Source organism: Salmonella sp. 741265073_HBA (assembly GCF_046569105.1).
GTDB lineage: Bacteria > Pseudomonadota > Gammaproteobacteria > Enterobacterales > Enterobacteriaceae > Salmonella > Salmonella enterica.
Window position 1 is genome coordinate 123588 of record NZ_JBKFRY010000013.1, and the last position, 23644, is coordinate 147231.

A 23644-nucleotide genomic window follows, 5' to 3' on the forward strand; every position below is an offset into this window, starting at 1 on the left:
AAAAACATTAAGAAAACCTTAAAAAATTTCGTTTAGGTTTTATTTAAGTTCTTTGTCCATACTAAATTTATGTGAATAAATTTTTCCAGGACTTGCCATGATCTTCTTATCCAAACAGACTCCGCTGGGCACCGGTCGACATCGTAAATGCTATACGCATCCGGATAATGCCCGGCGTTGCATAAAAGTCATTTACAACCGTGACCACGGCGGTGATAAAGAGATTCGGCGTGAACTGAGCTACTATGCGCATCTGTCCCGTTACCTGACAGACTGGAGCGCTATCCCCCGTTATTACGGTACGGTAGAAACCGATTGCGGCACCGGCTATGTCTACGACATGATTACCGATTTCAACGGCGCGCCCTCTATGACCCTGACCGAGTTCGCCGCGCAATGCCGTTATGAAGAGGATGTCGCTGTCCTGCGGCGGCTACTGAAAAAACTGAAACGTTACCTGCTGGATAACCATATTGTGACGATGTCGCTGAAGCCGCAAAATATCCTGTGCCAGCATATCAGCGAGTCAGAAGTGGTTCCGGTGGTTTGCGACAATCTGGGGGAAAGTACCTTTATCCCGCTGGCGACCTGGTCAACATGGTGCTGTGAACGCAAACTGGAGAGAGTGTGGCAGCGGTTTATCGCCCAGCCTGCGCTGGCCGTTGCCCTGGAGAGGGACGCGCAGCCAAAAGACAAGAAACGGCTGGCGCTTACTTCTCACGAAGCTTAATGGCCTGTGCTTATCAGGCCTGGACGACACAGATCGCAGGCCGGATAAGGCGTTCGCGCCGCCAATCGGCAAAATTAATTAAGCTGGTTGCGCGTCATAAAAGATTCCCCGCCCAGTTGGCGCATCTGGCGCATAATCCACGCCTGCCGGCTACGCACATAGCCAGAAGGCGCATTCGCCTTATAGCGTAACGGATTTGGCAATACCGCCGCCAGCAACGCGGCTTCAGACACACTCAAGCGACTGGCAGGTTTATGAAAATACCGTTGTGCCGCAGCCTCCACGCCAAAAATACCATCGCCAAACTCCGCGATATTCAGATAAACCGTGAGAATGCGTTTTTTGCTCCAGACAGTTTCAATGCCCAGCGTTAGCCCGGCCTCCAGACCTTTGCGCACCCAACTGCGTCCATCCCATAAAAAGAGATTTTTCGCCGTTTGCTGCGAAAGCGTAGAGGCGCCGCGAATACGGCTCTCATTCCGCTCATTATGCGCCAGCGCTTTTTCAATCGCCGGAACATCAAAGCCCCAGTGCTCAGGGAACTTCTGGTCTTCCGCCGCAATTACCGCCAGCCCCATCCACGGCGAGATATCCGCCATACTGACCCAGTCAGAATGCGCCACATAACCGAACTCTCCACTCAGCCAGGCGCTAATCTGCCGTTCCGCCATCACCGCCGAAAAAGGCACCGGAACCACGCTAAACAGCACAATGCCGCCGCCCCAAAAGACGGCGAGCGCAGCAAGGATACGTAAAAGTAGACGGCGCAAAAACGTTAACGGCGCGATGCGTCGTTTGCTCATTCCGCCAGAACCAGCACGCGCGACACTAATTTATCAATGCCGCTTGCCGCCTGGGCGATATCCTGCGCCAGCATATAGGCAGGGGTGGTCACGACCTTGTTATCCTCGTCCACAACGATATCATCAACCGGGCAAGGTACGTGTTCGGCGCCCATCTCTTCAAGTACTTCAGCGGTATCAATATCCGTCCCTATTGTCAGACGTAGCGGGAAGTCAAAGATTTTCGGCAACATTGCGGGCGCGATACAGATGAAGCCCAGCGGCTTGCCGGACTGGTGCATGGCCTTCGCCAGCGCGACGACATCGCTATCCACCCGGCATTCGCTCCCCTGGCTGGCGAAATTACTCAGGTTCTTCGCCGCGCCGAAACCACCAGGCACAATGAGCGCATCCAGCTCCTCTGGCTGAGCCTGGGACAGGGGACGAATATCGCCCCGCGTAATACGCGCCGCCTCAATCAGAACGTTACGCGTTTCCGCCATCGCTTCGCCGGTCAGGTGATTAATAACATCCGCTTGTGGTTTATCCGGCGCGAAGCAGACAGCCTGCGCGCCGCTGCGGGCAATGGCCAACAGCGTCAGAACGGCCTCATGAATTTCGGCGCCATCATAGACGCCGCATCCGCTGAGCACTACGCCAATTTTTTTCATGGTGAACATCCTCCTGCAACCGACTCAAGCCCATTAATAATTTTGATTAAAATGCTACGCTTCACACATTTAAATGATTCATGTAACAAATCATTTAGGATTTGCTATCTTAACTGCGTGCGGCCTGAAAACAGGACTGCGCCTTTGACATCATCATAATAAGCACGGCGCAGCCACGATTTCCCTGGTGTTGGCGCAGTATTCGCGCACCCCGGTCAAACCGGGGTCATTTTTTTTCCGCGTTTGCCACCCAGGCTTTCAGCACCGCGACATCGTGCTGCCACTCCTGCTTCATCTCTTCAATCCATTCCGCGACATTATCTTCCCAGGCGGGAAGATCCGGCGACTGGATTTGCTGGCCAAGCTGTTGCAGATGACGCAGCCCTACCGAACCGGCGGCACCTTTAATCTTATGCCCTTCCTCAACGACGCCTTTTTTGTCACGCGCCGTCAGATTGGACTCCAGCACGCTTAAATAGCCAGGCATCATTTTTTCAAACACCGCGAGACCGTCGGTGATCAATTTAGGCCCAACCAACTCGATGTATTGTTCCAGCATCGGGATATCCAGCAGCGCTTGCGCTTTATCGCTCTCTTCAGGCGTCACGGTACTCTCCTCTTTATCGGTGGCATCCCAGAATTTTTTAATCATCGCGGTTAAGGCCGGTACCGACAGCGGCTTACTCAGCACATCGTCCATACCAGCGTCCAGATACTCTTTTTTATCTTTCAGAACGTTAGCCGTAAGCGCTACCAGCGGCGGTAAATCTTCCCGCGTGTGGCGACGGGTTAGTTCTCTGGCGATATCCAGACCCGTCATATCCGGTAGCTGAATATCCAGTAAGACCAGGTCATATTCGCCCGGAGCGAACATCTCCAGCGCCGCCTTGCCGGTCATCGCGACATCCACGCTGTTACCCAGTTTTTCCAGTACCGAACGCGCCACGATCACGTTCAGTTCAATATCTTCGACCAGCAGAACATGCAGCGCGGGCAGCGGCATATCGTCTTCATCAAAGGCGTCCTCCACCTCTTCCGCCACCGCTGGCGCATGAACCGTTAGCGTAAAGATCGATCCTTTGCCCGGCAGACTGGAAACGGTAATATCGCCGCCCATATTTTTCGCCAGCCGACGGGAGACCGCCAGCCCGATACCGGTACCCGTCGCCGGCTTACCGCCATGACTGTCTTTCACCTGATAATACATGGCGAAAATTTTATCCTGCTCATCCTGCGGAATGCCGATCCCGGAATCTTCCACTTCAAAGTGCAGCATGTCGCCTTCATCATACCGCGCCCGCACAGTCACCTGGCCCTGCTGAGTAAACTTCACCGCATTGCTGATCAAATTCCATAAAATCTGGCGCAAACGCGTTCCGTCGGTAATGACTTTGTGCGGCAGCGGCAGCGTCGGCTCAAGCACAAAACGTAGCCCTTTTTGCTGCGCCTGCAAACCGGAAAGGTTTTCCAGATCGGCCATAAAGCTGGTGAAATCAACCGGTTGGTTATCAAGCTGAACCTTACGCCGCTCCATCTTATCCATATCAATGATATCATTGAAAATATTGCCTAACGTCACGGCGGAGACATGGATTGTTTTAAGGTATTTTTCCTGTTCGGCGGTGAGATCGGTATCCAGCAGGATGCGGCTTAAACCGACGATGCCGTTAAGCGGGGTGCGCAGCTCATGACTGATGGTAGAGATAAACGTGGTCTTGTCGCGGCTGGCGCGTTCCAGCGCGTCCTGATAACGCTTACGTTCGGTAATATCACGACCAAATCCCATCAGGCCATGACGTTTACCGACACGGTCGTAATAAGGCACTTTACGAATTTCAAAGCAGGCCTTTCGTCCGTCCGGGTAATCCAGCCACTGTTCATAGGTCAGGGAGACGTTATGGCGGAATACTTTTTCGTCGGTTTCAATGACTTTCTCCGCCGCTTCGGGAGAGTACACATCTTCCGGCTTCAAATGCACCAGCTGTTTTTCGCTCTTGCCGGTTAGCAATTCCATTGCGCGGTTACAGCCGGAAAATTCTTTATCCTCATTACGATAAAAAACCAAATCCGGCGAGGCGTCCAGAAAGGAGCGCAGAAAAGAGGATTGTTGTTCTAGCTGGATTTGCGCCTCTTCACGCTCTTTAATTTCTACTTTTAGCTGTTCAAATGTCTCTTGCAGCTCCGCTTCCGCTTTTTCGCGATCGGCAATTTCCTGATTAAGCTGGGCAATATTGTCCTTCAACTGTACGTTAAGCTTGAGATCGCGCTCGCGCATCTCCTCCAGCTTTTGCACCAGACGCGACAGTCGCTGCCTTGACTCTTCCAGTTGTTCAACAACAACGGATAAGAAATAGACCGCCCAGGGCGTAATTAACAGGCCAAAAAAGATGGAACGAATAACGTCGATACTTTCAACCTGACCATGCAGCACCATGGTCACCGCCATCTGCACGACAATCGCCAGCACCACCAATGCCAACGCCAGGAGCATGGAAAAGCGCACCAGACCCAATTTCATCATCAGGTCGACATAGTATTGCGCCAGCATACGAATTTGCTTCATAGAGGATTCCTTCACCACAACTTCGCACATAATACCCAATTATGGGAATCGCGTTGAATATTGTGCGAAATATGCGTAGCGCCCCTCATCACGCTACGCTACAGGTGGTATCCAGGGACGGGCCAGCGCAGAGCCCTGCACGCCATGCTCATTCAGGTATTTGTCCAGCTCAACCATCCCCGTCCAGCGATTCTCACACCACAGCGGGGCAAGCAGCGTCGGACGGCGAGCGCTGGCTGAAATCCGGTGATAAATTATCTCCGGCGGCGTATGACGAATCATCTCACCTGCCGTTAGCGTGTAGTCTTCCAGTTCGATGCCGTTCAGCCGCCCCGCTTCCCAGGCTTTGGCCATCGTACTGCCTTTCACAATATGTAGCGGATGCAGTTTAATACCGTCTACGCCCGTCTCCACCACACGCTCCATGGTTTGCAGGCATTCTGCCTGCCCTTCTCCCGGCAGCCCCACAATCAGATGCGCGCACACTTTCAGCCCGCGCTCCCGGGCAATCCGGGTGGTACGCTGATAGCAGGCGAAGTCATGCCCGCGGTTAATTCGGCGCAGGGTTTTATCGTGCGCGGTTTGCAATCCCAGTTCCAGCCACACCTCGTAGCCTTGATCTTTATATTCACACAGTAAATCTACTACTGCCTGCGGGACGCAATCCGGACGCGTACCGACACATAACCCGACGATACTGGCCTGGCTGACCGCCTGTTGATACATGGAACGCAGCACCTGCACTTCCGCAAAGGTGCTGGTGTAGGCCTGGAAATAGGCCAGATAGCGTTTAGCGCGGTTCACCAGATGCGCCTGATGCGCAAGCTGCTCGGCAATCGAATGATGCTGCTGCGCCTCATCGGCAAAAGAGGCGACATTACAGAAGGTGCAACCGCCACGCCCGATGGTGCCGTCGCGATTAGGGCAGCTAAAACCGCCATGAAGCGTCAGCTTATGAACCTTTTGCCCATACCGACGTAAAAGATCCCCACCAAACATATTGACTAATTTCTGTAACTGCATAATCTGATAGACCGCCTCTTAAAAAGAGGCCAAAGCCTGCCATTTTTAGTCTCCTTTGGCGATGACCTGGATCAATCGTCCCGGAAGGCTTTTATCCATTGCATAATCAAGCAAAATAAGCGATATTTCATTCATAATCCCGCTGATGATTTTTCCTGATATTCCCCTCTTTTTTCAGCGTTTGCTGGGTCATCGATAAAAACAGTAGCATTCAATACTTCTCACGCTTAAAACAGCATAAAATGCCAAGATCTTTGAAAAAGCAAGGTCAGATAATGCCTGGCGAGCGGCTCTTATAGTGAGACAGATCACAGGCTTTCTGCCGCTCCGTATTAGCAGCCCTTCTATAAAAAACCTTTTAATTTCAACAGATTCAAAAAGTTATCTGTGCTACAGCACACTTTTGCATAAATCAGTTTGCCATTTGACCTGGGTGTGGATTCCCGATAAGTTGGGGATCCGCTGGAAGCTTTCTGGATGAGCCGTCTGCTCATCATATTTATGCAGTAATTGAGATTCCCTCTTAACCGTATTTACCAATGCGCAAAGGACACAAAGAGGGCGAATGCGAGGTAAGCGTATGATGCGCCAGCCCCGTCGCCATGCTCTTGCTGTGCCCGCGCGCCGTCGGTTGGGAGAGCGTCCCGTAGAGCCTGGGGAGGTTCACTGATATGTTGTACGATAAATCCCTTGAGAAGGATAACTGTGGTTTCGGCCTGATCGCCCACATAGAAGGCGAACCTAGCCACAAGGTAGTGCGTACCGCCATACACGCGCTGGCCCGGATGCAGCACCGTGGCGCGATCCTTGCCGACGGTAAAACCGGCGACGGTTGCGGCTTGCTGTTACAAAAACCTGACCGTTTCTTTCGCATCGTGGCCGAAGAGCGCGGCTGGCGCTTAGCCAAAAACTACGCCGTCGGGATGATCTTTTTGAATAAAGATCCTGAACTGGCCGCCGCGTCACGCCATATTGTCGAAGAAGAATTACAGCAGGAAACCCTGTCGATTGTCGGCTGGCGCGATGTGCCAACCAATGAAGGCGTGCTCGGTGAAATCGCCCTCTCCTCCCTGCCGCGTATTGAGCAGATTTTTGTCAACGCTCCGGCAGGCTGGCGTCCGCGTGATATGGAGCGCCGTCTGTTTATCGCCCGCCGACGCATTGAAAAACGCCTGCAGGACGACAAAGATTTCTACGTATGCAGCCTGTCGAACCTGGTCAACATTTATAAAGGTCTGTGTATGCCGGCGGATCTGCCGCGCTTCTACCTGGATCTTGCGGATCTGCGTCTGGAATCGGCCATCTGTCTGTTCCACCAGCGCTTTTCCACTAACACCGTGCCGCGTTGGCCGCTGGCGCAGCCGTTCCGCTACCTGGCGCATAACGGCGAGATTAACACCATCACCGGCAACCGCCAGTGGGCGCGCGCTCGTACCTATAAATTCCAGACGCCGCTGATCCCGGATTTACAGTCCGCTGCGCCGTTTGTTAACGAAACCGGTTCGGATTCCAGCTCGCTGGACAACATGCTGGAACTGCTGCTGGCAGGCGGGATGGACATCATCCGCGCCATGCGACTGTTGGTGCCGCCCGCCTGGCAGAACAACCCCGATATGGACCAGGATCTGCGCGCCTTCTTTGACTTTAACTCCATGCATATGGAGCCGTGGGACGGGCCGGCAGGCATCGTGATGTCCGACGGGCGCTTCGCCGCCTGTAACCTTGACCGTAACGGCCTGCGCCCGGCACGCTATGTCATTACCAAAGATAAGCTGATCACCTGCGCCTCCGAAGTCGGTATCTGGGACTATCAGCCGGATGAAGTGGTCGAGAAAGGCCGCGTCGGCCCAGGCGAACTGATGGTGATCGACACCCGCGGCGGACGTATTCTGCATTCCGCGGAAACCGATGACGATCTGAAAAGCCGCCATCCGTATAAAGCGTGGATGGAAAAGAATGTTCGCCGTCTGGTGCCGTTTGAAGAGCTGCCTGATGAAGAAGTCGGTAGCCGCGAACTGGACGATGACCTGCTCGCCAGCTATCAGAAACAGTTTAACTACAGCGCCGAAGAGCTGGACTCGGTTATCCGCGTGTTGGGCGAAAACGGCCAGGAAGCCGTCGGCTCAATGGGCGACGACACCCCCTTTGCCGTGCTCTCCAGCCAGCCGCGTATTATTTACGACTACTTCCGCCAACAGTTCGCGCAGGTCACTAACCCGCCTATCGACCCGCTGCGTGAAGCGCACGTCATGTCGCTCGCCACCAGCATCGGTCGCGAAATGAACGTCTTCTGCGAAGCGGAAGGTCAGGCCCATCGCCTGAGTTTTAAATCGCCAATTCTGCTGTACTCCGATTTCAAACAGCTCACCACCATGAGCGAGCATCACTACCGCGCCGACTGGCTTGATATTACCTTTGATGTCACCGAAACCACACTGGACGCGACGGTTAAGGCGCTGTGCGATAAAGCGGAACAGATGGTGCGTAACGGCACCGTGCTGCTGGTCCTCTCGGATCGCAATATCGGTAAGAATCGCTTGCCGGTCCCCGCGCCGATGGCGGTGGGCGCGGTGCAAACGCGTCTGGTAGAACAAAGCCTGCGCTGCGACGCTAACATCATCGTAGAAACCGGAAGCGCCCGCGATCCGCATCACTTTGCGGTACTGCTCGGCTTTGGCGCAACGGCCATCTATCCGTACCTGGCCTACGAAACGCTGGGGCGTCTGATTGATACCCAGGCCATCTCTAAAAACTACCGTACCGTGATGCAGAACTACCGTAACGGCATCAACAAGGGGCTGTACAAGATTATGTCCAAAATGGGCATTTCGACCATTGCCTCTTACCGCTGCTCCAAACTGTTTGAAGCGGTCGGGCTGCACGATGATGTGGTAAACCTGTGCTTCCAGGGCGTGGTCAGCCGTATCGGCGGCGCGAGCTTTGATGACTTCCAGCAGGATCTGCTGAATCTCTCCAAACGCGCCTGGCTGGCGCGCAAACCCATTAGCCCGGGCGGCCTGCTGAAGTACGTCCACGGCGGCGAATATCACGCCTATAACCCGGATGTCGTGCGTACCCTGCAACAGGCGGTACAGAGCGGCGAATACAGCGATTATCAGGAATACGCCAAACTGGTCAATGAGCGTCCGGCGGCAACGCTGCGCGATCTGCTGGCGATACATCCAGACGGCGAGGCGGTGACTATCGACGAGGTTGAGCCCGCCAGTGAGCTGTTTAAACGCTTTGATACCGCAGCCATGTCTATCGGCGCATTAAGTCCGGAAGCGCACGAAGCGCTGGCGGAAGCGATGAACAGCCTCGGCGGCAACTCCAACTCCGGCGAAGGCGGTGAAGACCCGGCGCGCTACGGCACCAATAAAGTGTCGCGTATCAAACAGGTGGCCTCTGGTCGCTTTGGCGTGACGCCAGCGTACCTGGTCAATGCCGATGTGATTCAGATTAAAGTCGCTCAGGGCGCGAAACCGGGCGAAGGCGGTCAGTTGCCGGGGGATAAAGTTACCCCGTACATTGCTAAACTGCGTTATTCAGTGCCGGGCGTGACGCTGATCTCCCCGCCGCCGCACCACGATATCTACTCTATTGAGGACTTAGCGCAGCTCATTTTCGACCTCAAGCAGGTCAACCCGAAGGCGATGATCTCCGTGAAGCTGGTGTCCGAACCGGGCGTTGGCACCATCGCGACCGGCGTGGCAAAAGCCTATGCAGACCTCATCACCATCGCTGGCTACGACGGCGGTACCGGCGCAAGCCCGCTGTCTTCGGTGAAATATGCTGGCTGTCCGTGGGAACTGGGTCTGGTCGAAACCCAGCAGGCGCTGGTCGCCAACGGCCTGCGTCACAAGATTCGTCTGCAGGTGGACGGCGGTCTGAAAACCGGCGTCGATATCATTAAAGCGGCGATTCTCGGTGCGGAAAGTTTCGGCTTCGGCACCGGCCCGATGGTGGCGCTGGGCTGTAAATACCTGCGCATTTGCCATCTGAACAACTGCGCAACCGGCGTGGCGACGCAGGATGACAAGCTGCGTAAGAACCACTATCACGGCCTGCCGTTCAAAGTAACCAACTACTTTGAATTTATCGCCCGCGAAGTGCGCGAGCTGATGGCTTCGCTTGGCGTGACCCGCCTGGTGGATTTGATTGGCCGCACCGACCTGCTGAAAGAGCTGGAGGGCTTCACCGCTAAACAGCAGAAGCTGGCGCTGTCTCGTCTACTGGAAACCGCTGAACCTCATCCGGGTAAAGCGCTGTACTGCACCGAAAATAACCCGCCGTTTGATAACGGCGTGCTGAATGCGCAACTGTTGCAGCAGGCGAAACCGTTTGTCGATGCGCGCCAGAGCAAAACCTTCTGGTTCGACATCCGCAACACCGATCGTTCCGTCGGCGCGTCGCTTTCCGGCTACATCGCACAGACCCACGGCGATCAGGGGCTGGCTTCCGATCCGATTAAAGCGCACTTCAGCGGTACCGCAGGCCAGAGCTTTGGCGTGTGGAACGCGGGCGGCGTGGAGTTATATCTGACTGGCGATGCCAACGACTATGTCGGTAAAGGTATGGCAGGCGGTTTGATCGCCATCAGACCACCGGTAGGTTCCGCCTTCCTCAGCCATAAAGCCAGCATCATCGGCAACACCTGCCTGTATGGAGCGACCGGTGGCCGTCTGTACGCGGCGGGCCGCGCGGGCGAACGTTTCGGCGTGCGTAACTCCGGGGCGATTACCGTAGTAGAGGGCATCGGCGACAACGGCTGTGAATACATGACCGGCGGCATCGTCTGCGTGCTGGGTAAAACCGGCGTTAACTTCGGCGCGGGGATGACCGGCGGCTTCGCCTATGTGCTCGACGAAGATGGCGAATTCCGTAAACGCGTGAACCCGGAACTGGTAGAAGTACTGGACGTTGATTCGCTGGCTATCCACGAAGAGCATCTGCGCGGCCTGATCACCGAACATGTGCAACATACTGGTTCGCAACGTGGCGAAGAGATCCTGTCCAGGTGGTCAAGCTTCTCAAACCAATTCGCGTTAGTTAAGCCCAAGTCCAGCGATGTCAAAGCCCTGTTGGGCCACCGTAGTCGTAGTGCGGCAGAATTGCGCGTGCAGGCGCAGTAAGGAATTGAAATGAGCCAGAATGTTTATCAATTTATCGACCTGCAGCGCGTTGATCCGCCGAAGAAACCGCTGAAGATCCGTAAGATCGAATTTGTTGAAATCTACGAACCGTTTTCTGAAGGTCAGGCGAAAGCCCAGGCGGATCGCTGTTTGTCCTGCGGGAACCCCTACTGCGAGTGGAAATGTCCGGTACATAACTACATCCCGAACTGGCTGAAACTGGCTAACGAAGGGCGTATTTTTGAGGCGGCTGAGCTATCGCACCAGACCAACACCCTGCCGGAAGTGTGTGGCCGCGTCTGCCCGCAGGACCGCCTGTGTGAAGGCTCCTGTACGCTGCACGACGAGTTCGGTGCAGTAACCATCGGTAACATTGAGCGCTATATCAACGATAAAGCGTTTGAGATGGGCTGGCGCCCGGATACGACCGGCGTGCGCCAGACGGACAAACGGGTAGCGATTATCGGCGCAGGTCCGGCAGGGCTGGCGTGCGCCGACGTGCTGACCCGCAACGGCGTGAAGGCGGTAGTCTTTGATCGCCATCCGGAAATCGGCGGCCTGCTGACCTTCGGTATTCCAGCTTTCAAACTGGAAAAAGAGGTGATGACTCGCCGTCGCGAGATCTTCACCGGCATGGGTATTGAGTTCAAACTTAATACCGAAGTGGGTCGTGATGTACAGCTTGAAGATCTGCTGAAAGATTACGATGCGGTATTCCTTGGCGTCGGCACCTATCAGTCGATGCGCGGCGGGTTGGAAAATGAAGATGCGGACGGGGTTTTCGACGCTCTGCCGTTCCTGATCGCCAATACGAAGCAGATCATGGGGTTTGGCGAAACCAGCGACGAACCATATGTCAGCATGGAAGGCAAACGCGTGGTGGTGCTGGGCGGCGGCGATACCGCAATGGACTGCGTACGTACCTCCATTCGTCAGGGCGCAACGCACGTAACCTGTGCTTATCGTCGTGATGAAGAGAACATGCCGGGTTCCAGACGCGAAGTGAAGAACGCGCGCGAGGAAGGTGTCGAATTTCAGTTTAACGTTCAACCGCTGGGCATTGAAGTCAATGCCAACGGCAAAGTGAGCGGCGTAAAAATGGTGCGCACTGAAATGGGCGAACCGGATGCCAAAGGCCGTCGGCGGGCGGAGATCGTCGCCGGTTCCGAGCATGTGGTTCCGGCTGATGCGGTGGTGATGGCGTTTGGTTTTCGTCCACACAGCATGGAATGGCTGGCGAAACACAGCGTGGAACTGGACTCGCAGGGACGAATTATCGCGCCGGAACGCAGCGATAATGCTTTCCAGACCAGCAACCCGAAAATCTTCGCCGGTGGCGACATCGTGCGCGGTTCCGATCTGGTGGTGACGGCGATTGCCGAAGGCCGTAAGGCGGCTGACGGGATTATGAACTACCTCGAAGTGTAACCCTTCCGGCTCCCCGGTTGATGCCTTGTGCTGATGGCTGGGGAGCCGATATTCCTCTCCTCAATATCTCTCCTGCCGATTCTGGAAACCCGCTCGTAAATCGAGATGTAATGCCATGTAAAATCCGTTCATGGATTGATCCGTTTACGCCTGAAGCGTATTGATAGCGTTCTAATTTCACAATGAAACTATCACGTAAGGGATGACATGACGAATCCAACTTTAGCGCCACAGTCTGATGAATATCAGCAAATTCATGACGGTATTATTCGTCTGGTCGATACGGCACGTACCGAGACCGTGCGCAGCATCAATGCCATTATGACTGCCACCTACTGGGAAATTGGCCGACGCATTGTCGAATTTGAACAGGGAGGAGAAGCGCGAGCGGCCTATGGCACCCAGCTTATCGAACGATTATCGGTAGATTTAAGTCAGCGCTATAAGCGCGGTTTTTCCACCAGAAACCTATGGCAAATTCGTACATTTTATCTTTGTTTTCAACACATTGAAATTCCGCAGACACTGTCTGCGGAATCTTCAAATCTCATACCGCTCGCCAAAACATTCCCACTCCCCTGGTCGGCGTATGTCCGCCTCTTGTCGGTAAAAAATCCCAATGCCCGCACTTTTTACGAGAAAGAGACGCTACGTAACGGCTGGTCAGTTAGGCAGCTCGACAGGCAAATCGCCACTCAATTTTACGAACGAACACTACTGTCCCACGACAAATCCGCCATGTTGCAGCAGCCTGCACCCGCCGAGCCAAACGTTTTGCCGGAGCAAGCCATACGCGACCCGTTCATTCTGGAATTTCTTAACCTGAAGGACGAGTATTCCGAATCAGATCTCGAAGACGCGCTGCTCAGCCACCTGATGGACTTTATGCTGGAGCTCGGTGACGATTTTGCTTTTGTTGGCCGTCAACGCCGACTACGCATAGACGATAGCTGGTTCCGCGTCGATCTGCTGTTCTTCCATCGTCGCTTGCGTTGCCTGTTGCTCGTTGACCTGAAGGTAGGCAAATTCGGTTATGCGGATGCCGGGCAGATGAATATGTACCTGAACTATGCCAAAGAGCACTGGACAATGCCCGGAGAAAACCCGCCAGTCGGCCTGGTTTTGTGCGCAGGGAAAGGCGCGGGGGAAGCGCATTACGCGCTGACTGGCCTGCCAAACACCATCATGGCGAGCGAGTACAAAGTGCAGTTGCCCGACGAAAAATTACTCACAGACGAACTTATTCGTTCGCAAACCATGCTGGAAACTCAACTCACTCGCGGTGGTTCACGGACAACGGAGAAAAACTAGCGAACCATTAATGCCATGAATGATTATCAAAAAAATATCACACGAAAACGTTTGCTTTATTCTGAGAACTGTATATTATGCGGCGGATTTTTTGGGCAAAATTCATGGAGGCGTTGTGTCGCAGGACAACAATTATAGCCAGGGCCCCGTCCCTCTGGCGGCGCGGAAGGGCGTGATTCCACTGACGTTTGTCATGTTGGGTTTAACGTTTTTTTCCGCCAGTATGTGGACCGGAGGGACACTCGGCACCGGTCTTACCTATCACGATTTCTTCCTCGCAGTTCTCTTCGGTAATCTCCTCCTCGGTATCTACACTGCATTTCTTGGTTACATCGGCGCAAAAACCGGACTCTCCACCCACCTCCTTGCACGTTACTCCTTTGGCGTTAAAGGCTCATGGCTTCCCTCCTTGCTGCTTGGCGGCACACAGGTAGGCTGGTTTGGCGTTGGCGTAGCGATGTTCGCTATTCCGGTCAGTAAAGCGACGGGCATTGATGCCAATATTCTGATTGCCGTTTCGGGTCTACTGATGACCCTGACCATTTTTTTCGGCATCTCGGCGTTGACCATTTTGTCTATCATTGCCGTACCCGCGATCGTGATTCTGGGCAGCTACTCCGTCTGGCTGGCGGTCAGCGGCGTGGGTGGGCTGGAGCATTTAAAAACGATAGTGCCGCAGACGCCGCTGGATTTTTCCAGCGCGCTGGCGCTGGTGGTGGGCTCGTTTGTCAGCGCCGGTACATTGACCGCCGACTTCGTCCGCTTCGGGCGTCATGCCAAAAGCGCCGTACTGATTGCGATGGTCGCTTTTTTCCTCGGCAACTCGCTGATGTTTATCTTTGGCGCGGCAGGCGCTGCCGCCGTCGGTCAGGCGGATATCTCTGACGTGATGATAGCGCAGGGGCTGCTGCTGCCCGCGATCGTGGTGCTCGGCCTGAATATCTGGACCACCAACGATAACGCGCTGTACGCATCGGGTCTGGGCTTCGCCAATATTACCGGTCTTTCCAGCCGCACGCTGTCGGTGGTGAACGGGATTATCGGTACCGTGTGCGCGCTGTGGCTTTACAATAATTTTGTCGGCTGGCTGACGTTCCTGTCATCTGCCATCCCACCGATTGGCGGAGTGATTATTGCCGACTATCTGTTGAACCGCCGCCGCTATGCCGACTTCAACACCGTGCGCTTTATTCCCGTTAACTGGATTGCTATTCTTTCCGTCGCGCTGGGCATCGCCGCCGGACATTATGTTCCTGGTATTGTGCCCGTCAACGCCGTACTCGGCGGCGTCTTCAGCTATATCCTGCTGAATCCACTTTTCAACCGCAGCCTTGCTAAATCACCAGAGGTCAGCCATGCAGAACAATAACATCACCATTCTTCAGGCGCGTCTGCAGGGACACGAAGGATTATGGCAGATTACGATTGAAAACGGGCGCTTTAGCCGGATTGAGCCTCAGGAAGCCGCATCGTTACCGCAGGGCGAAGTGCTTGATGCCGAAGGCGGTCTGGCTATTCCACCGTTCGTTGAGCCACATATCCACCTGGATACCACGCAAACGGCGGGTGAACCGAGCTGGAACCAGTCCGGCACACTGTTTGAAGGGATTGAGCGCTGGGCAGAACGTAAAGCAATGCTCACGCATGAAGATGTGAAAGCGCGCGCGATGCAGACCCTGAAATGGCAGATGGCTAACGGCATCCAGTACGTTCGTACTCACGTTGACGTTTCAGATCCTACGCTCACCGCGCTGAAAGCCATGCTGGAAGTGAAGCAAGAGGTTGCGCCGTGGGTAGACCTGCAAATTGTCGCCTTTCCGCAAGAAGGTATTCTGTCTTATCCCAACGGTGAAGCGCTGTTAGAGGAAGCCGTGCGTTTGGGCGCTGACGTTATTGGCGCCATTCCGCACTTTGAGTTCACTCGGGAATATGGCGTTGAATCGCTGCACAAAACCTTCGCCCTGGCGCAGAAATACGATCGCTTGATCGATGTGCACTGCGACGAAATTGATGACGAGCAGTCTCGCTTTGTCGAAACGGTCGCGGCGCTGGCGCATCGTGATGGCATGGGGTCGCGCGTGACCGCCAGCCACACCACGGCTATGCACTCGTACAACGGCGCGTATGCGTCACGCCTGTTCCGCCTGTTGAAAATGTCGGGGATTAACTTCGTCGCCAACCCGCTGGTGAATATTCATCTGCAAGGGCGGTTTGACACTTACCCGAAACGTCGTGGCGTCACGCGAGTGAAAGAGATGCTGGAAGCGGGGATCAACGTCTGCTTTGGCCATGATGACGTCTTCGATCCGTGGTATCCATTAGGCACGGCAAATATGCTGCAGGTGCTGCATATGGGGTTACACGTTTGCCAGTTGATGGGGTATGGGCAAATCAACGATGGGTTAAATCTGATCACTACCCACAGCGCAAAAACCCTGCATTTACAGGACTACGGTCTGAGCGTCGGCAATGCCGCGAATCTGGTTATCTTACCCGCTGAGAATGGATTCGATGCGGTACGTCGCCAGACGCCTGCCCGTTACTCGATTCGCCACGGGCGGGTAATTGCCGAGACGGTGCCGAGCCAGACGACGCTGCACCTGCCCCAGCCGGAAGCCGTGACGTTTAAGCGTTAACCCGTCATACCCGCGCTCTCCGGCACATTCACCACGCAGCCCGTAAGGGGCTGCGTTCGGAAGACTGCTCCGGCAAGAGATTCAGGCCGCCAGCAGACTGGCGCGTACTTTCACTACCACTTTCTTGATGTCATCCGGCTCACCCACTGCACATCCCGGTTTATGCGGTTCTCCCGGCATAAACACAGCAAACATCCCCGCTTGCAGCGTAATAGTCTGCTCGTCGACAATTTGACTACAAAGCTGGTAATCCTCTTCAACGTGCATCTCCTCGCACTGGCGAGCGGCACCGGACATCCCAAACGCAATACGCTCGACGCCGGTTAGTAGTAGCTGAATATCAATGTATTGTTCATGCAATTCCGCTTTCTTCTCGGCCGGCATTTGCGTCGTTAACTGCATTACATTCATAAAGATATTGTCGCCCTGCAATTCATAGCGCCCCGGCGCTTTCTCCTGCGGCCTTGCCGCCAGCGCGAGAGTCAAGGCATCCAGCAGTCGCGGATGCAACCCGCAAGAAGGCAACGACTGTACTTCCCCCATCATCATAATGTGTCTCCTTGAGCTAACAAAGCAGCGCCTAATAATCCTGCGTCATGCCGATAGCGAGCGGCGCTCAGCGCCATGTGATAAGGCGCAGGCTCTTGCATCAAAAACGCGCGAACCTGCTCCAGGTAACCCTCAGCTAACCCTACGCTGCCGCCAATGACCACACACTGGCAGTCGGTAATCGCTTTCACATCGGCGATCATTCGCGCTATCACCTGCGCGGATTGGCTTACCAGATGTCGCGCCTGCTGATGACCTTCGCCAGCGCGAATAAATAGGGTTTTGGCGTCGCATCCCGCCAGATCGTCCCGCGCCGCCGCGGCCAGCCCTCGTCCGGAGGCGATAGCCTCTACGCAGCCAACGCGTCCACAGCCGCATACAGGCCCATGTGGGTCCGCCAGGGTGTGTCCCAGGTGCCCGGCCAGACCGCCTTTTCCGGTAAGAAGCTTGCCGTCGCAGACAACGCCGCCGCCAACGCCGGTTGAAACGGTGATAAATACCATATCGCGGATATCATCAGGGAGCGCGTGATACTCCGCCCAGGCCGCCGCCTGCGCGTCGTTCACCGCCAGCGTCGGCAGGCCAGCGATCGTTTCCAGTGTTTGTACTAACGGAAAGTGTAGCAAGCCGCCCAGATTATGGGGGTTTAGCGCCAGCAGCATCCCTTCCTGAATGATCCCGGTAGAGGCTATCGCTACCTGACGCGCCTCTGCCCGTAGCGGTTCAACCAGCGCCTTTAATGCTTCACGTAACGCGTCCGGCGTTTTGCTCGCAGGGGTCGGCAGCTCGCGACGCTGGCTAATGCGCAAGTTGTTGTCGATGAGCGCGGCGGCAAGTTTAGTACCGCCAATATCGATTGCTAACGTAGTCATGACGCCACCTTTTTTAATGCATCGTTATACCATCCACAGATATGTTCCAGACGGGTAATGGCGGACCCTACCGTCACCGCCCATGCGCCATAACGGATCGCCTCCGCCGCCAGTGCTGGCGAGTTATAGCGCCCTTCGGCTATCACCCGGCATCCGGCGTCATGCAACGCTTTGACTAAGGGCAGATCGGGTTCCTCCGGCGTATCGGGGGTGGTGTAGCCAGACATTGTCGTGCCGATAATGTCCGCGCCCAACCGTTGACAGGCGAGACCATCGTCCACGGATGAGCAGTCGGCCATCGCCAGTAGATGGTGGTGATGAATGCGCGCCAACAACGCCTCAACGGCTACCGGCCGTTGCCGAGCGGTTCCATCAACGGCGATAATAGCTGCGCCGGCCTGCGCCAGCGCATCTACATCGTCGAGAAAAGGGGTAATTCGCACTGGAGAGTCGTCCAGATCGCGTTTGATAATGCCGATAATGGGTACCGAAACGAGCGAGCGGGTCATACGCAGGTTGTCTATGCCTTCAATACGCACCGCAACCGCGCCCGCCTGTTCCGCCGCCAACGCCATTGCCGCTACAATCTCCGGCTTATCCAGCGGACTGCCCGGAACGGGCTGGCAGGAGACAATCAGGCCGCCAGAAGCGGCAATATTTTTATCCAGTTGTTCAAGTAACGACATACTACTCCCTTACAAATATTGCCCGGTTTAAAACCGGGCAAGCGGATTAACTTTTCGTTTTTACAAAGGCACCTTTACCACTGCCAAGCGGTACGGCTCCGCTGAACGGTTTGTCGTCGATAGCATCGTGAGTGCGTAACGCTTCCGGACGTAGCCAACGCTGTACGCGAGACGGCATATCAAGCCCAATAAGCAGGATCACGACAAACGTCAGGCTGAAAGAGAGCGATGCCAGCGCAGTGCCCAGATCCAGACGTTGAGCGATCAGCGCTCCCAGGATCGGCGCCAGCGCGCCGCCGAGCGCGCCGACGTTATAAGTAAAGCCCAGCCCCGCCGCGCGCTGATCGGTATCGAAATAACCGCCGATCAGCTTCGGCAGAATCCCGGCAATCCCCTGCCCCAACATCTGTTGGAAAAACAGTAGCAGACCCAGAACCCAGACGTTTGTGCCGCCAATCGCAAAGACCGGAATAATGAGGATTTGCGAGGCCAGCAGGCTACAGACATAGGCTTTACGCGTTCCCAGCCAGTCGCCAAGAAAACCGCCTACGCAGCAACCAACCGCCGCGCCAAATCCGCTAAAGAACAGGACATTCGCCACCGTATGCGGATCGTAGGCCAGCTCGGTTTTCAGATAAGTAGGTAATAGCGCCTGAATCGGCCAGGAATAGAGGAAAGCAAACAGTACCACCAGCATCAGCATGACGCCAGTGGGCCAGCGTTTACCGCTGCTCTGCACCATAAAACTGATAAAGATAACCGCGCACAGTAGTCCCAGCCCCGCCACAATCGCAGCATTTTGTAGGTTACCGGCAAAACAGAACCACAGCGCAGCGGCGGCGGCGAAAGTCATTAAAATGTTGATGATGCGATGTTCGCCCCGATAAAGAATGTCGACCATCGTACGTACCGGCGCTTTACCCGCGTGTTTCTCTTTCCAGTCTTCCGCTTCCGGAATGTTTTTCCGCAGCCAGAGAGCGAAGATAATTGGCAAAATGCCAATGAAAAACAGCGCGCGCCAGCCCCAGACAGGCACCACCAGGCTGTACACCTGCGCGGCAACGACCGCGCCGACGGAGAAGCCGGAAATCAGAAAACCGCTGGCTTTATTGCGTAAATGTTTTGGCCAGCTTTCAATCACATAGGTCGCGCTGGAACCATATTCGCCCGCCATGCCCATACCAATCACCAGTCGGGCGATGAACATGGTGGTGTAACCGGGCGCAAACCCGCAGGCCAGGGTTCCCGCCGAAAACAGAATGATGCTGCTGACCATCGCCAGACGACGCCCATAGCGATCGCCCATCGCGCCCAGTAATAACCCGCCGAACCAGCGAGAGATAAAAGCCGCAGAAATCAGGCTTGCCGCCTGTACCGTCGTCAGCCCAAATTCGCTTTGTACCTCAGTCAGTACAAGAGCAATCAACACAAAATCAAAACCATCAAGCAGATATCCCAGCCAGGCAGCGGAAAATGCCCGCCACTGCGCCCGGTTGAGATGGCGATACCACGGGATGTTCTGGGTAGAAGTACTCATTTTACTCTCCCGACGATTTTTGTTGTCGTTATGCCGAATGGCGGCTCCGCCTTATCCGGCCTACCGCTCACACTGTTGTAGGCCGGGCAAGCGTAGCGCCCCCGGCATTATGCTGTTACGCCTTTTCTTCCATCAGTTGTTGAGCCAGCGCCTTGAGCGCCGGCAGGTATTTTTCATCAACAGGCGCGAACGGTTTACGACACAGCGGCACCGATACCACGTCCATATAATGCAGGACCGTTTTCAGGCCGCGGAATACGCCGGTTTTAATCAGTAAATCAATAACCTTATTGCACTCGGTTTGCAGGCGCTGCGCTTTCGCCACATCGCCCTCACGTAATGCCTGCACAATCCCCTGATAACGCCAGCCCATAATGTTGTATGTGCTGCCGATACCGCCGTCCGCGCCCGCCAGCAGACCGGAAGCGAAGATTTCGTCATAACCGTTGTACAGCACCAGATCCGGATGCGCGCGGCGGATCTGCTCCATCTGGAAGAGATCGCCGGAGGTTTGCTTCAGCGCGCTCACGCCCGGTAATGTCACCAGCGTATTGATCTGATCGAGGGTAAGTTTTACGCCGCTTAACGCCGGAATGTTGTATACCACCATCGGCAATCCATCTGCGGAATCAATGATTGCCCGATAATGGTCACAGTGCTCTTCAAAACTGAAAGGGTAATAAAAAGGCGTCACCGCAGAGACCGCATCAAAACCGTAACGCTTTGCGGCGCTGGCAAGCTGCTGGCTTTCTGCGGTGCTTACCGTCCCGACATGGGCGATCAGCGTGATTTTTCCCTTCGCCTCCTCGGCGACAATCTCCAGTACCTGCTCTCTTTCAGCAAGGCTCTGTACGAATGCTTCCCCGGTGGAGCCGCCAACGTACAGCCCGTCGATACCCTGCCCGATGTTAAAACGCACCAGACGGCGCAGGCTTTCGCTATCCAGTTGCTGCTGATGATCAAATGGGGTCAATAACGCCGCCATTACGCCTTGCAATGCTTTTACCATACCTACCTCTACGGATGATGAATATATTAACTACCTACCTTTATACCTGTTATACCAGATCAAATAAGCAGCAAATAATACAGAACGCTTATAGTGCGATCTGCTTCACTAAACCGGGATCGGAGGTGCGATCGCTACCGCATTTTTTGACTTTTTTTACCGAGCGCGTGCCAGGTAGCGGAAACGCTATTGAGGTGGGTTTGCAGAGCGCGATCCGCTTTATCGGGATCTCGCTGGCGAATAGCATCAACAATCACAATATGCTGTTGATAACTCACGTTATTATGTTCATGCAGCTCACGATCGGGAACGCTTGGGCGAGCGGCGATTAACCAGTCCAGCAGAGCAACATGAATAGCCATAAAGATCGGATTGCCGGGAATTTCAGCCAGCACCCGGTGAAACTCGACATCCGAACGAATAAACAGCGCGTTGTCATCCAGCGACTGGCTATTAATTTCCAGCGCTTTCGTTAACAACGCGATCTGCTCGTCGGTGGCATGTTCCGCCGCATAGCGTACCAGGCTGGATTCAAAGAAAAGCCGTAGCTGTTCAAAGTGAGCGATGCCGCCAGGATGAGTAAGAAAATCTTTCGCCATACCCGACAGTTCGCTGATGATGGTATCAGCAGAGGGGCGCGAGACGCGGGCGCGTTCGCCGTTATTGATTTGCACCAGACCTTTACGCTTCAGCGCAGCTAACGCTTCACGCACGGAGGGACGCCCCACATTGAAGAAGGCCATTAATTCACGTTCAGACGGTAGCTGTTCTCCCTCGCCAAACTCATGACGGCGGATCATCTGCTCCAGCTCTTCCTCAACCATTTCAGACAGTTTTTTACGCGCCAGCGGACGGCGGCGCAAACTACGCCCGAGGGATGTCGGTGAATCTTCTGCTTGCGAATCAAATGCGTTCATAACGTCCATTCATGAGTGGTCGGTGGCAAATAATAGCAAGCTTATCGTAACACAGCTTCAAAAGCAGGGTGAACCCGCGAGGAGGCCAAACAAAACAGGCCCTTCAGGGCCTGTTGATTATTTTACTACGCGCAGCGCCGGACGTCCGCCACGCGGCGGAGGCGGCTCGTCATCAGGGCTACTGTCGTCATCGTGGTCGGGCTTATCGCCATCAATGACGGACATCACGGTCTCGCTTTCCGCGCTTGCGGTATTGTCATCATCATTTAAGCTGACAACGTCTTCATCATAGGCGGCTTCAGGCTCAAACATGGTGCCTGCGCCGTTTTCACGGGCGTAAATCGCCAGCACCGCAGCCAAAGGCACAGAAACCTGACGGGGAACGCCGCCGAAGCGCGCATTAAAACGCACTTCATCATTAGACAGCTCCAGATTACCTACCGCCCGTGGCGCAATATTAAGGACGATTTGCCCATCGCGCGCATATTCCATAGGGACATGCACGCCAGGCAGCATCACATCCACCACCAGATGCGGGGTCAACTGGTTATCCAGCAACCACTCGTAGAAAGCACGCAACAGGTAAGGACGACGCGGCGTCAACTGTGACAAATCCATACAGGTTAACCCCGACCGAGGCGCATTTCACGTTCAGCTTCGGTTAAAGAAGCCAGGAAAGAATCACGTTCAAAGACGCGGGTCATATAGCCTTTCAGCTCTTTCGCCCCTGCGCCGCTGAATTCGATACCCAACTGCGGTAAACGCCACAGGAGAGGCGCCAGGTAGCAATCAACCAGGCTGAATTCGTCGCTCAGGAAATACGGTTTCTGACCAAATACCGGCGCAATCGCCAGCAGCTCTTCACGCAGTTGTTTACGCGCAGAGTCGGCCTCGGAAGCAGACCCGTTTACGATGACGTTCATCAGCGTATACCAGTCTTTTTCAATACGGTGCATGTACAGACGGCTTTCACCGCGCGCGACCGGATAAACCGGCATCAGCGGCGGATGAGGGAAACGCTCATCCAGATATTCCATAATGATGCGAGATTCCCACAGGGTCAGCTCACGATCCACCAGTGTCGGAACGCTTTGATTCGGGTTGAGGTCAATCAGATCCTGAGGTGGATTGTCCTTTTCCACATGTTCGATCTCAAAACTAACACCCTTTTCAGCCAACACAATGCGGACCTGATGGCTATAGATGTCAGTAGGACCAGAAAACAGCGTCATTACCGAACGTTTGTTGGCAGCGACAGCCATGAAAACCTCCAGGTATATTCAGAATTTTTACTGCTACCAGCCACAATGTGACCAGCCAGATGTTATGTCACCCAGGGCGAAAAAAGCCATCATTGCTCAGAAACGAGACAAAAAATGAACATTCCCCGCTATTTGGGCAGAAAATTGGATGATAGTTTACCAGATTTTGTGACCTTTGTGGTGAGTCGATTCTGGAATTGGGGAAAAAGAGACAACAATCCGCATTTCATTGTGACAGATAAATGCATTGCCCATAAAAAAACCCGCCGAAGCGGGTTTTTTCGCTAACAGTTGTCTGCCGAAGCAGAAACCCATTAACGTTTGGAGAACTGCGGACGACGACGTGCTTTACGCAGGCCGACTTTCTTACGTTCAACCTGACGAGCGTCACGAGTAACGAAGCCAGCTTTACGCAGTTCGCCACGCAGGGACTCGTCGTACTCCATCAGAGCGCGGGTGATACCGTGACGGATCGCACCAGCCTGACCAGAGATACCACCACCTTTAACAGTGATGTACAGATCCAATTTCTCAAC

At 54.6% G+C, this 23644-nt stretch carries 19 protein-coding genes; 6 read left to right on the forward strand and 13 right to left on the reverse strand.

The window, feature by feature from the left end; translation table 11 throughout:
* The first annotated feature begins 97 nt into the window (after positions 1-97).
* The gene (yrbL, locus tag ACLD3P_RS17385) at positions 98-730 is read left to right on the forward strand and encodes a PhoP regulatory network protein YrbL (RefSeq protein ID WP_076935705.1); all 633 of its coding nucleotides are present in this window, start codon (positions 98-100) and stop codon (positions 728-730) included.
* Positions 731-804: 74 nt separating this feature from the next.
* Here yrbL and mtgA read toward each other — a convergent pair whose 3' ends face one another.
* From mtgA to ACLD3P_RS17405, 4 genes are all read right to left on the reverse strand, one after another.
* Entirely contained in the window at positions 805-1533 is a 729-nt protein-coding gene (gene mtgA / locus ACLD3P_RS17390; RefSeq protein ID WP_131046569.1) for a monofunctional biosynthetic peptidoglycan transglycosylase, read from the reverse strand.
* Positions 1530-2183: an isoprenoid biosynthesis glyoxalase ElbB gene (elbB, locus tag ACLD3P_RS17395; RefSeq protein WP_000719811.1), complete on the reverse strand. Its 654-nt coding sequence runs from the start codon at positions 2181-2183 to the stop codon at positions 1530-1532. Before elbB ends, mtgA begins: the two co-directional genes overlap by 4 nt.
* Positions 2184-2409: 226 nt before the next feature.
* The gene (arcB, locus tag ACLD3P_RS17400) at positions 2410-4746 is read right to left on the reverse strand and encodes an aerobic respiration two-component sensor histidine kinase ArcB (RefSeq protein ID WP_076935708.1); all 2337 of its coding nucleotides are present in this window, start codon (positions 4744-4746) and stop codon (positions 2410-2412) included.
* A 93-nt stretch (positions 4747-4839) separates the two neighbouring features.
* Entirely contained in the window at positions 4840-5769 is a 930-nt protein-coding gene (locus ACLD3P_RS17405) for a TIGR01212 family radical SAM protein (protein WP_023219997.1), read from the reverse strand.
* A gap of 671 nt (positions 5770-6440) precedes the next feature.
* On the opposite strand from ACLD3P_RS17405, the gene gltB reads away from it, so the two are divergent.
* The 5 genes from gltB to ACLD3P_RS17430 all read left to right on the forward strand — a co-directional run bounded on the left by gltB (position 6441) and on the right by ACLD3P_RS17430 (position 16276).
* Positions 6441-10901, forward strand: coding sequence for a glutamate synthase large subunit (gene gltB / locus ACLD3P_RS17410; RefSeq protein WP_131046570.1), 4461 nt, complete (start codon positions 6441-6443; stop codon positions 10899-10901).
* Positions 10902-10910: 9 nt separating this feature from the next.
* Positions 10911-12329, forward strand: a complete 1419-nt coding sequence (gltD, locus tag ACLD3P_RS17415) for a glutamate synthase subunit GltD (RefSeq protein ID WP_411006575.1) — start codon at positions 10911-10913, stop codon at positions 12327-12329.
* A gap of 207 nt (positions 12330-12536) precedes the next feature.
* Entirely contained in the window at positions 12537-13640 is a 1104-nt protein-coding gene (locus ACLD3P_RS17420) for a YhcG family protein (RefSeq protein ID WP_131046571.1), read from the forward strand.
* Positions 13641-13755: 115 nt separating this feature from the next.
* Positions 13756-15009 (forward strand): cytosine permease, encoded by a 1254-nt coding sequence (gene codB, locus ACLD3P_RS17425; protein WP_001542969.1) that lies wholly within the window; start codon positions 13756-13758, stop codon positions 15007-15009.
* The gene (locus tag ACLD3P_RS17430; RefSeq protein ID WP_023137156.1) at positions 14996-16276 is read left to right on the forward strand and encodes a cytosine deaminase; all 1281 of its coding nucleotides are present in this window, start codon (positions 14996-14998) and stop codon (positions 16274-16276) included. Before codB ends, ACLD3P_RS17430 begins: the two co-directional genes overlap by 14 nt.
* Before the next feature lie 81 nt (positions 16277-16357).
* On the opposite strand, the gene nanQ is transcribed toward ACLD3P_RS17430, so the two are convergent.
* From nanQ to rpsI, 9 genes are all read right to left on the reverse strand, one after another.
* Entirely contained in the window at positions 16358-16825 is a 468-nt protein-coding gene (gene nanQ / locus ACLD3P_RS17435) for an N-acetylneuraminate anomerase (RefSeq protein ID WP_000979901.1), read from the reverse strand.
* Positions 16822-17697, reverse strand: a complete 876-nt coding sequence (nanK, locus tag ACLD3P_RS17440) for an N-acetylmannosamine kinase (protein ID WP_411006574.1) — start codon at positions 17695-17697, stop codon at positions 16822-16824. The genes nanQ and nanK overlap by 4 nt, the downstream gene beginning before the upstream one ends.
* A complete protein-coding gene (locus ACLD3P_RS17445) occupies positions 17694-18383 on the reverse strand; it encodes an N-acetylmannosamine-6-phosphate 2-epimerase (RefSeq protein WP_079919554.1) in 690 nt (229 codons plus the stop codon). The genes nanK and ACLD3P_RS17445 overlap by 4 nt, the downstream gene beginning before the upstream one ends.
* Positions 18384-18429: 46 nt before the next feature.
* The gene (nanT, locus tag ACLD3P_RS17450) at positions 18430-19920 is read right to left on the reverse strand and encodes a sialic acid transporter NanT (RefSeq protein WP_411006573.1); all 1491 of its coding nucleotides are present in this window, start codon (positions 19918-19920) and stop codon (positions 18430-18432) included.
* 115 nt (positions 19921-20035) lie between these two features.
* A complete protein-coding gene (gene nanA, locus ACLD3P_RS17455) occupies positions 20036-20929 on the reverse strand; it encodes an N-acetylneuraminate lyase (RefSeq protein WP_411006572.1) in 894 nt (297 codons plus the stop codon).
* 134 nt (positions 20930-21063) lie between these two features.
* Positions 21064-21855, reverse strand: a complete 792-nt coding sequence (nanR, locus tag ACLD3P_RS17460; RefSeq protein ID WP_000382926.1) for a transcriptional regulator NanR — start codon at positions 21853-21855, stop codon at positions 21064-21066.
* A gap of 108 nt (positions 21856-21963) precedes the next feature.
* The gene (gene sspB / locus ACLD3P_RS17465; protein WP_410044734.1) at positions 21964-22464 is read right to left on the reverse strand and encodes a ClpXP protease specificity-enhancing factor; all 501 of its coding nucleotides are present in this window, start codon (positions 22462-22464) and stop codon (positions 21964-21966) included.
* Positions 22465-22469: 5 nt separating this feature from the next.
* Positions 22470-23108: a stringent starvation protein SspA gene (sspA, locus tag ACLD3P_RS17470; protein ID WP_000257298.1), complete on the reverse strand. Its 639-nt coding sequence runs from the start codon at positions 23106-23108 to the stop codon at positions 22470-22472.
* A 314-nt stretch (positions 23109-23422) separates the two neighbouring features.
* Positions 23423-23644, reverse strand: a 222-nt coding sequence (gene rpsI, locus ACLD3P_RS17475) for a 30S ribosomal protein S9 (RefSeq protein ID WP_411006718.1), incomplete at its 5' end; no start/stop codon positions are given.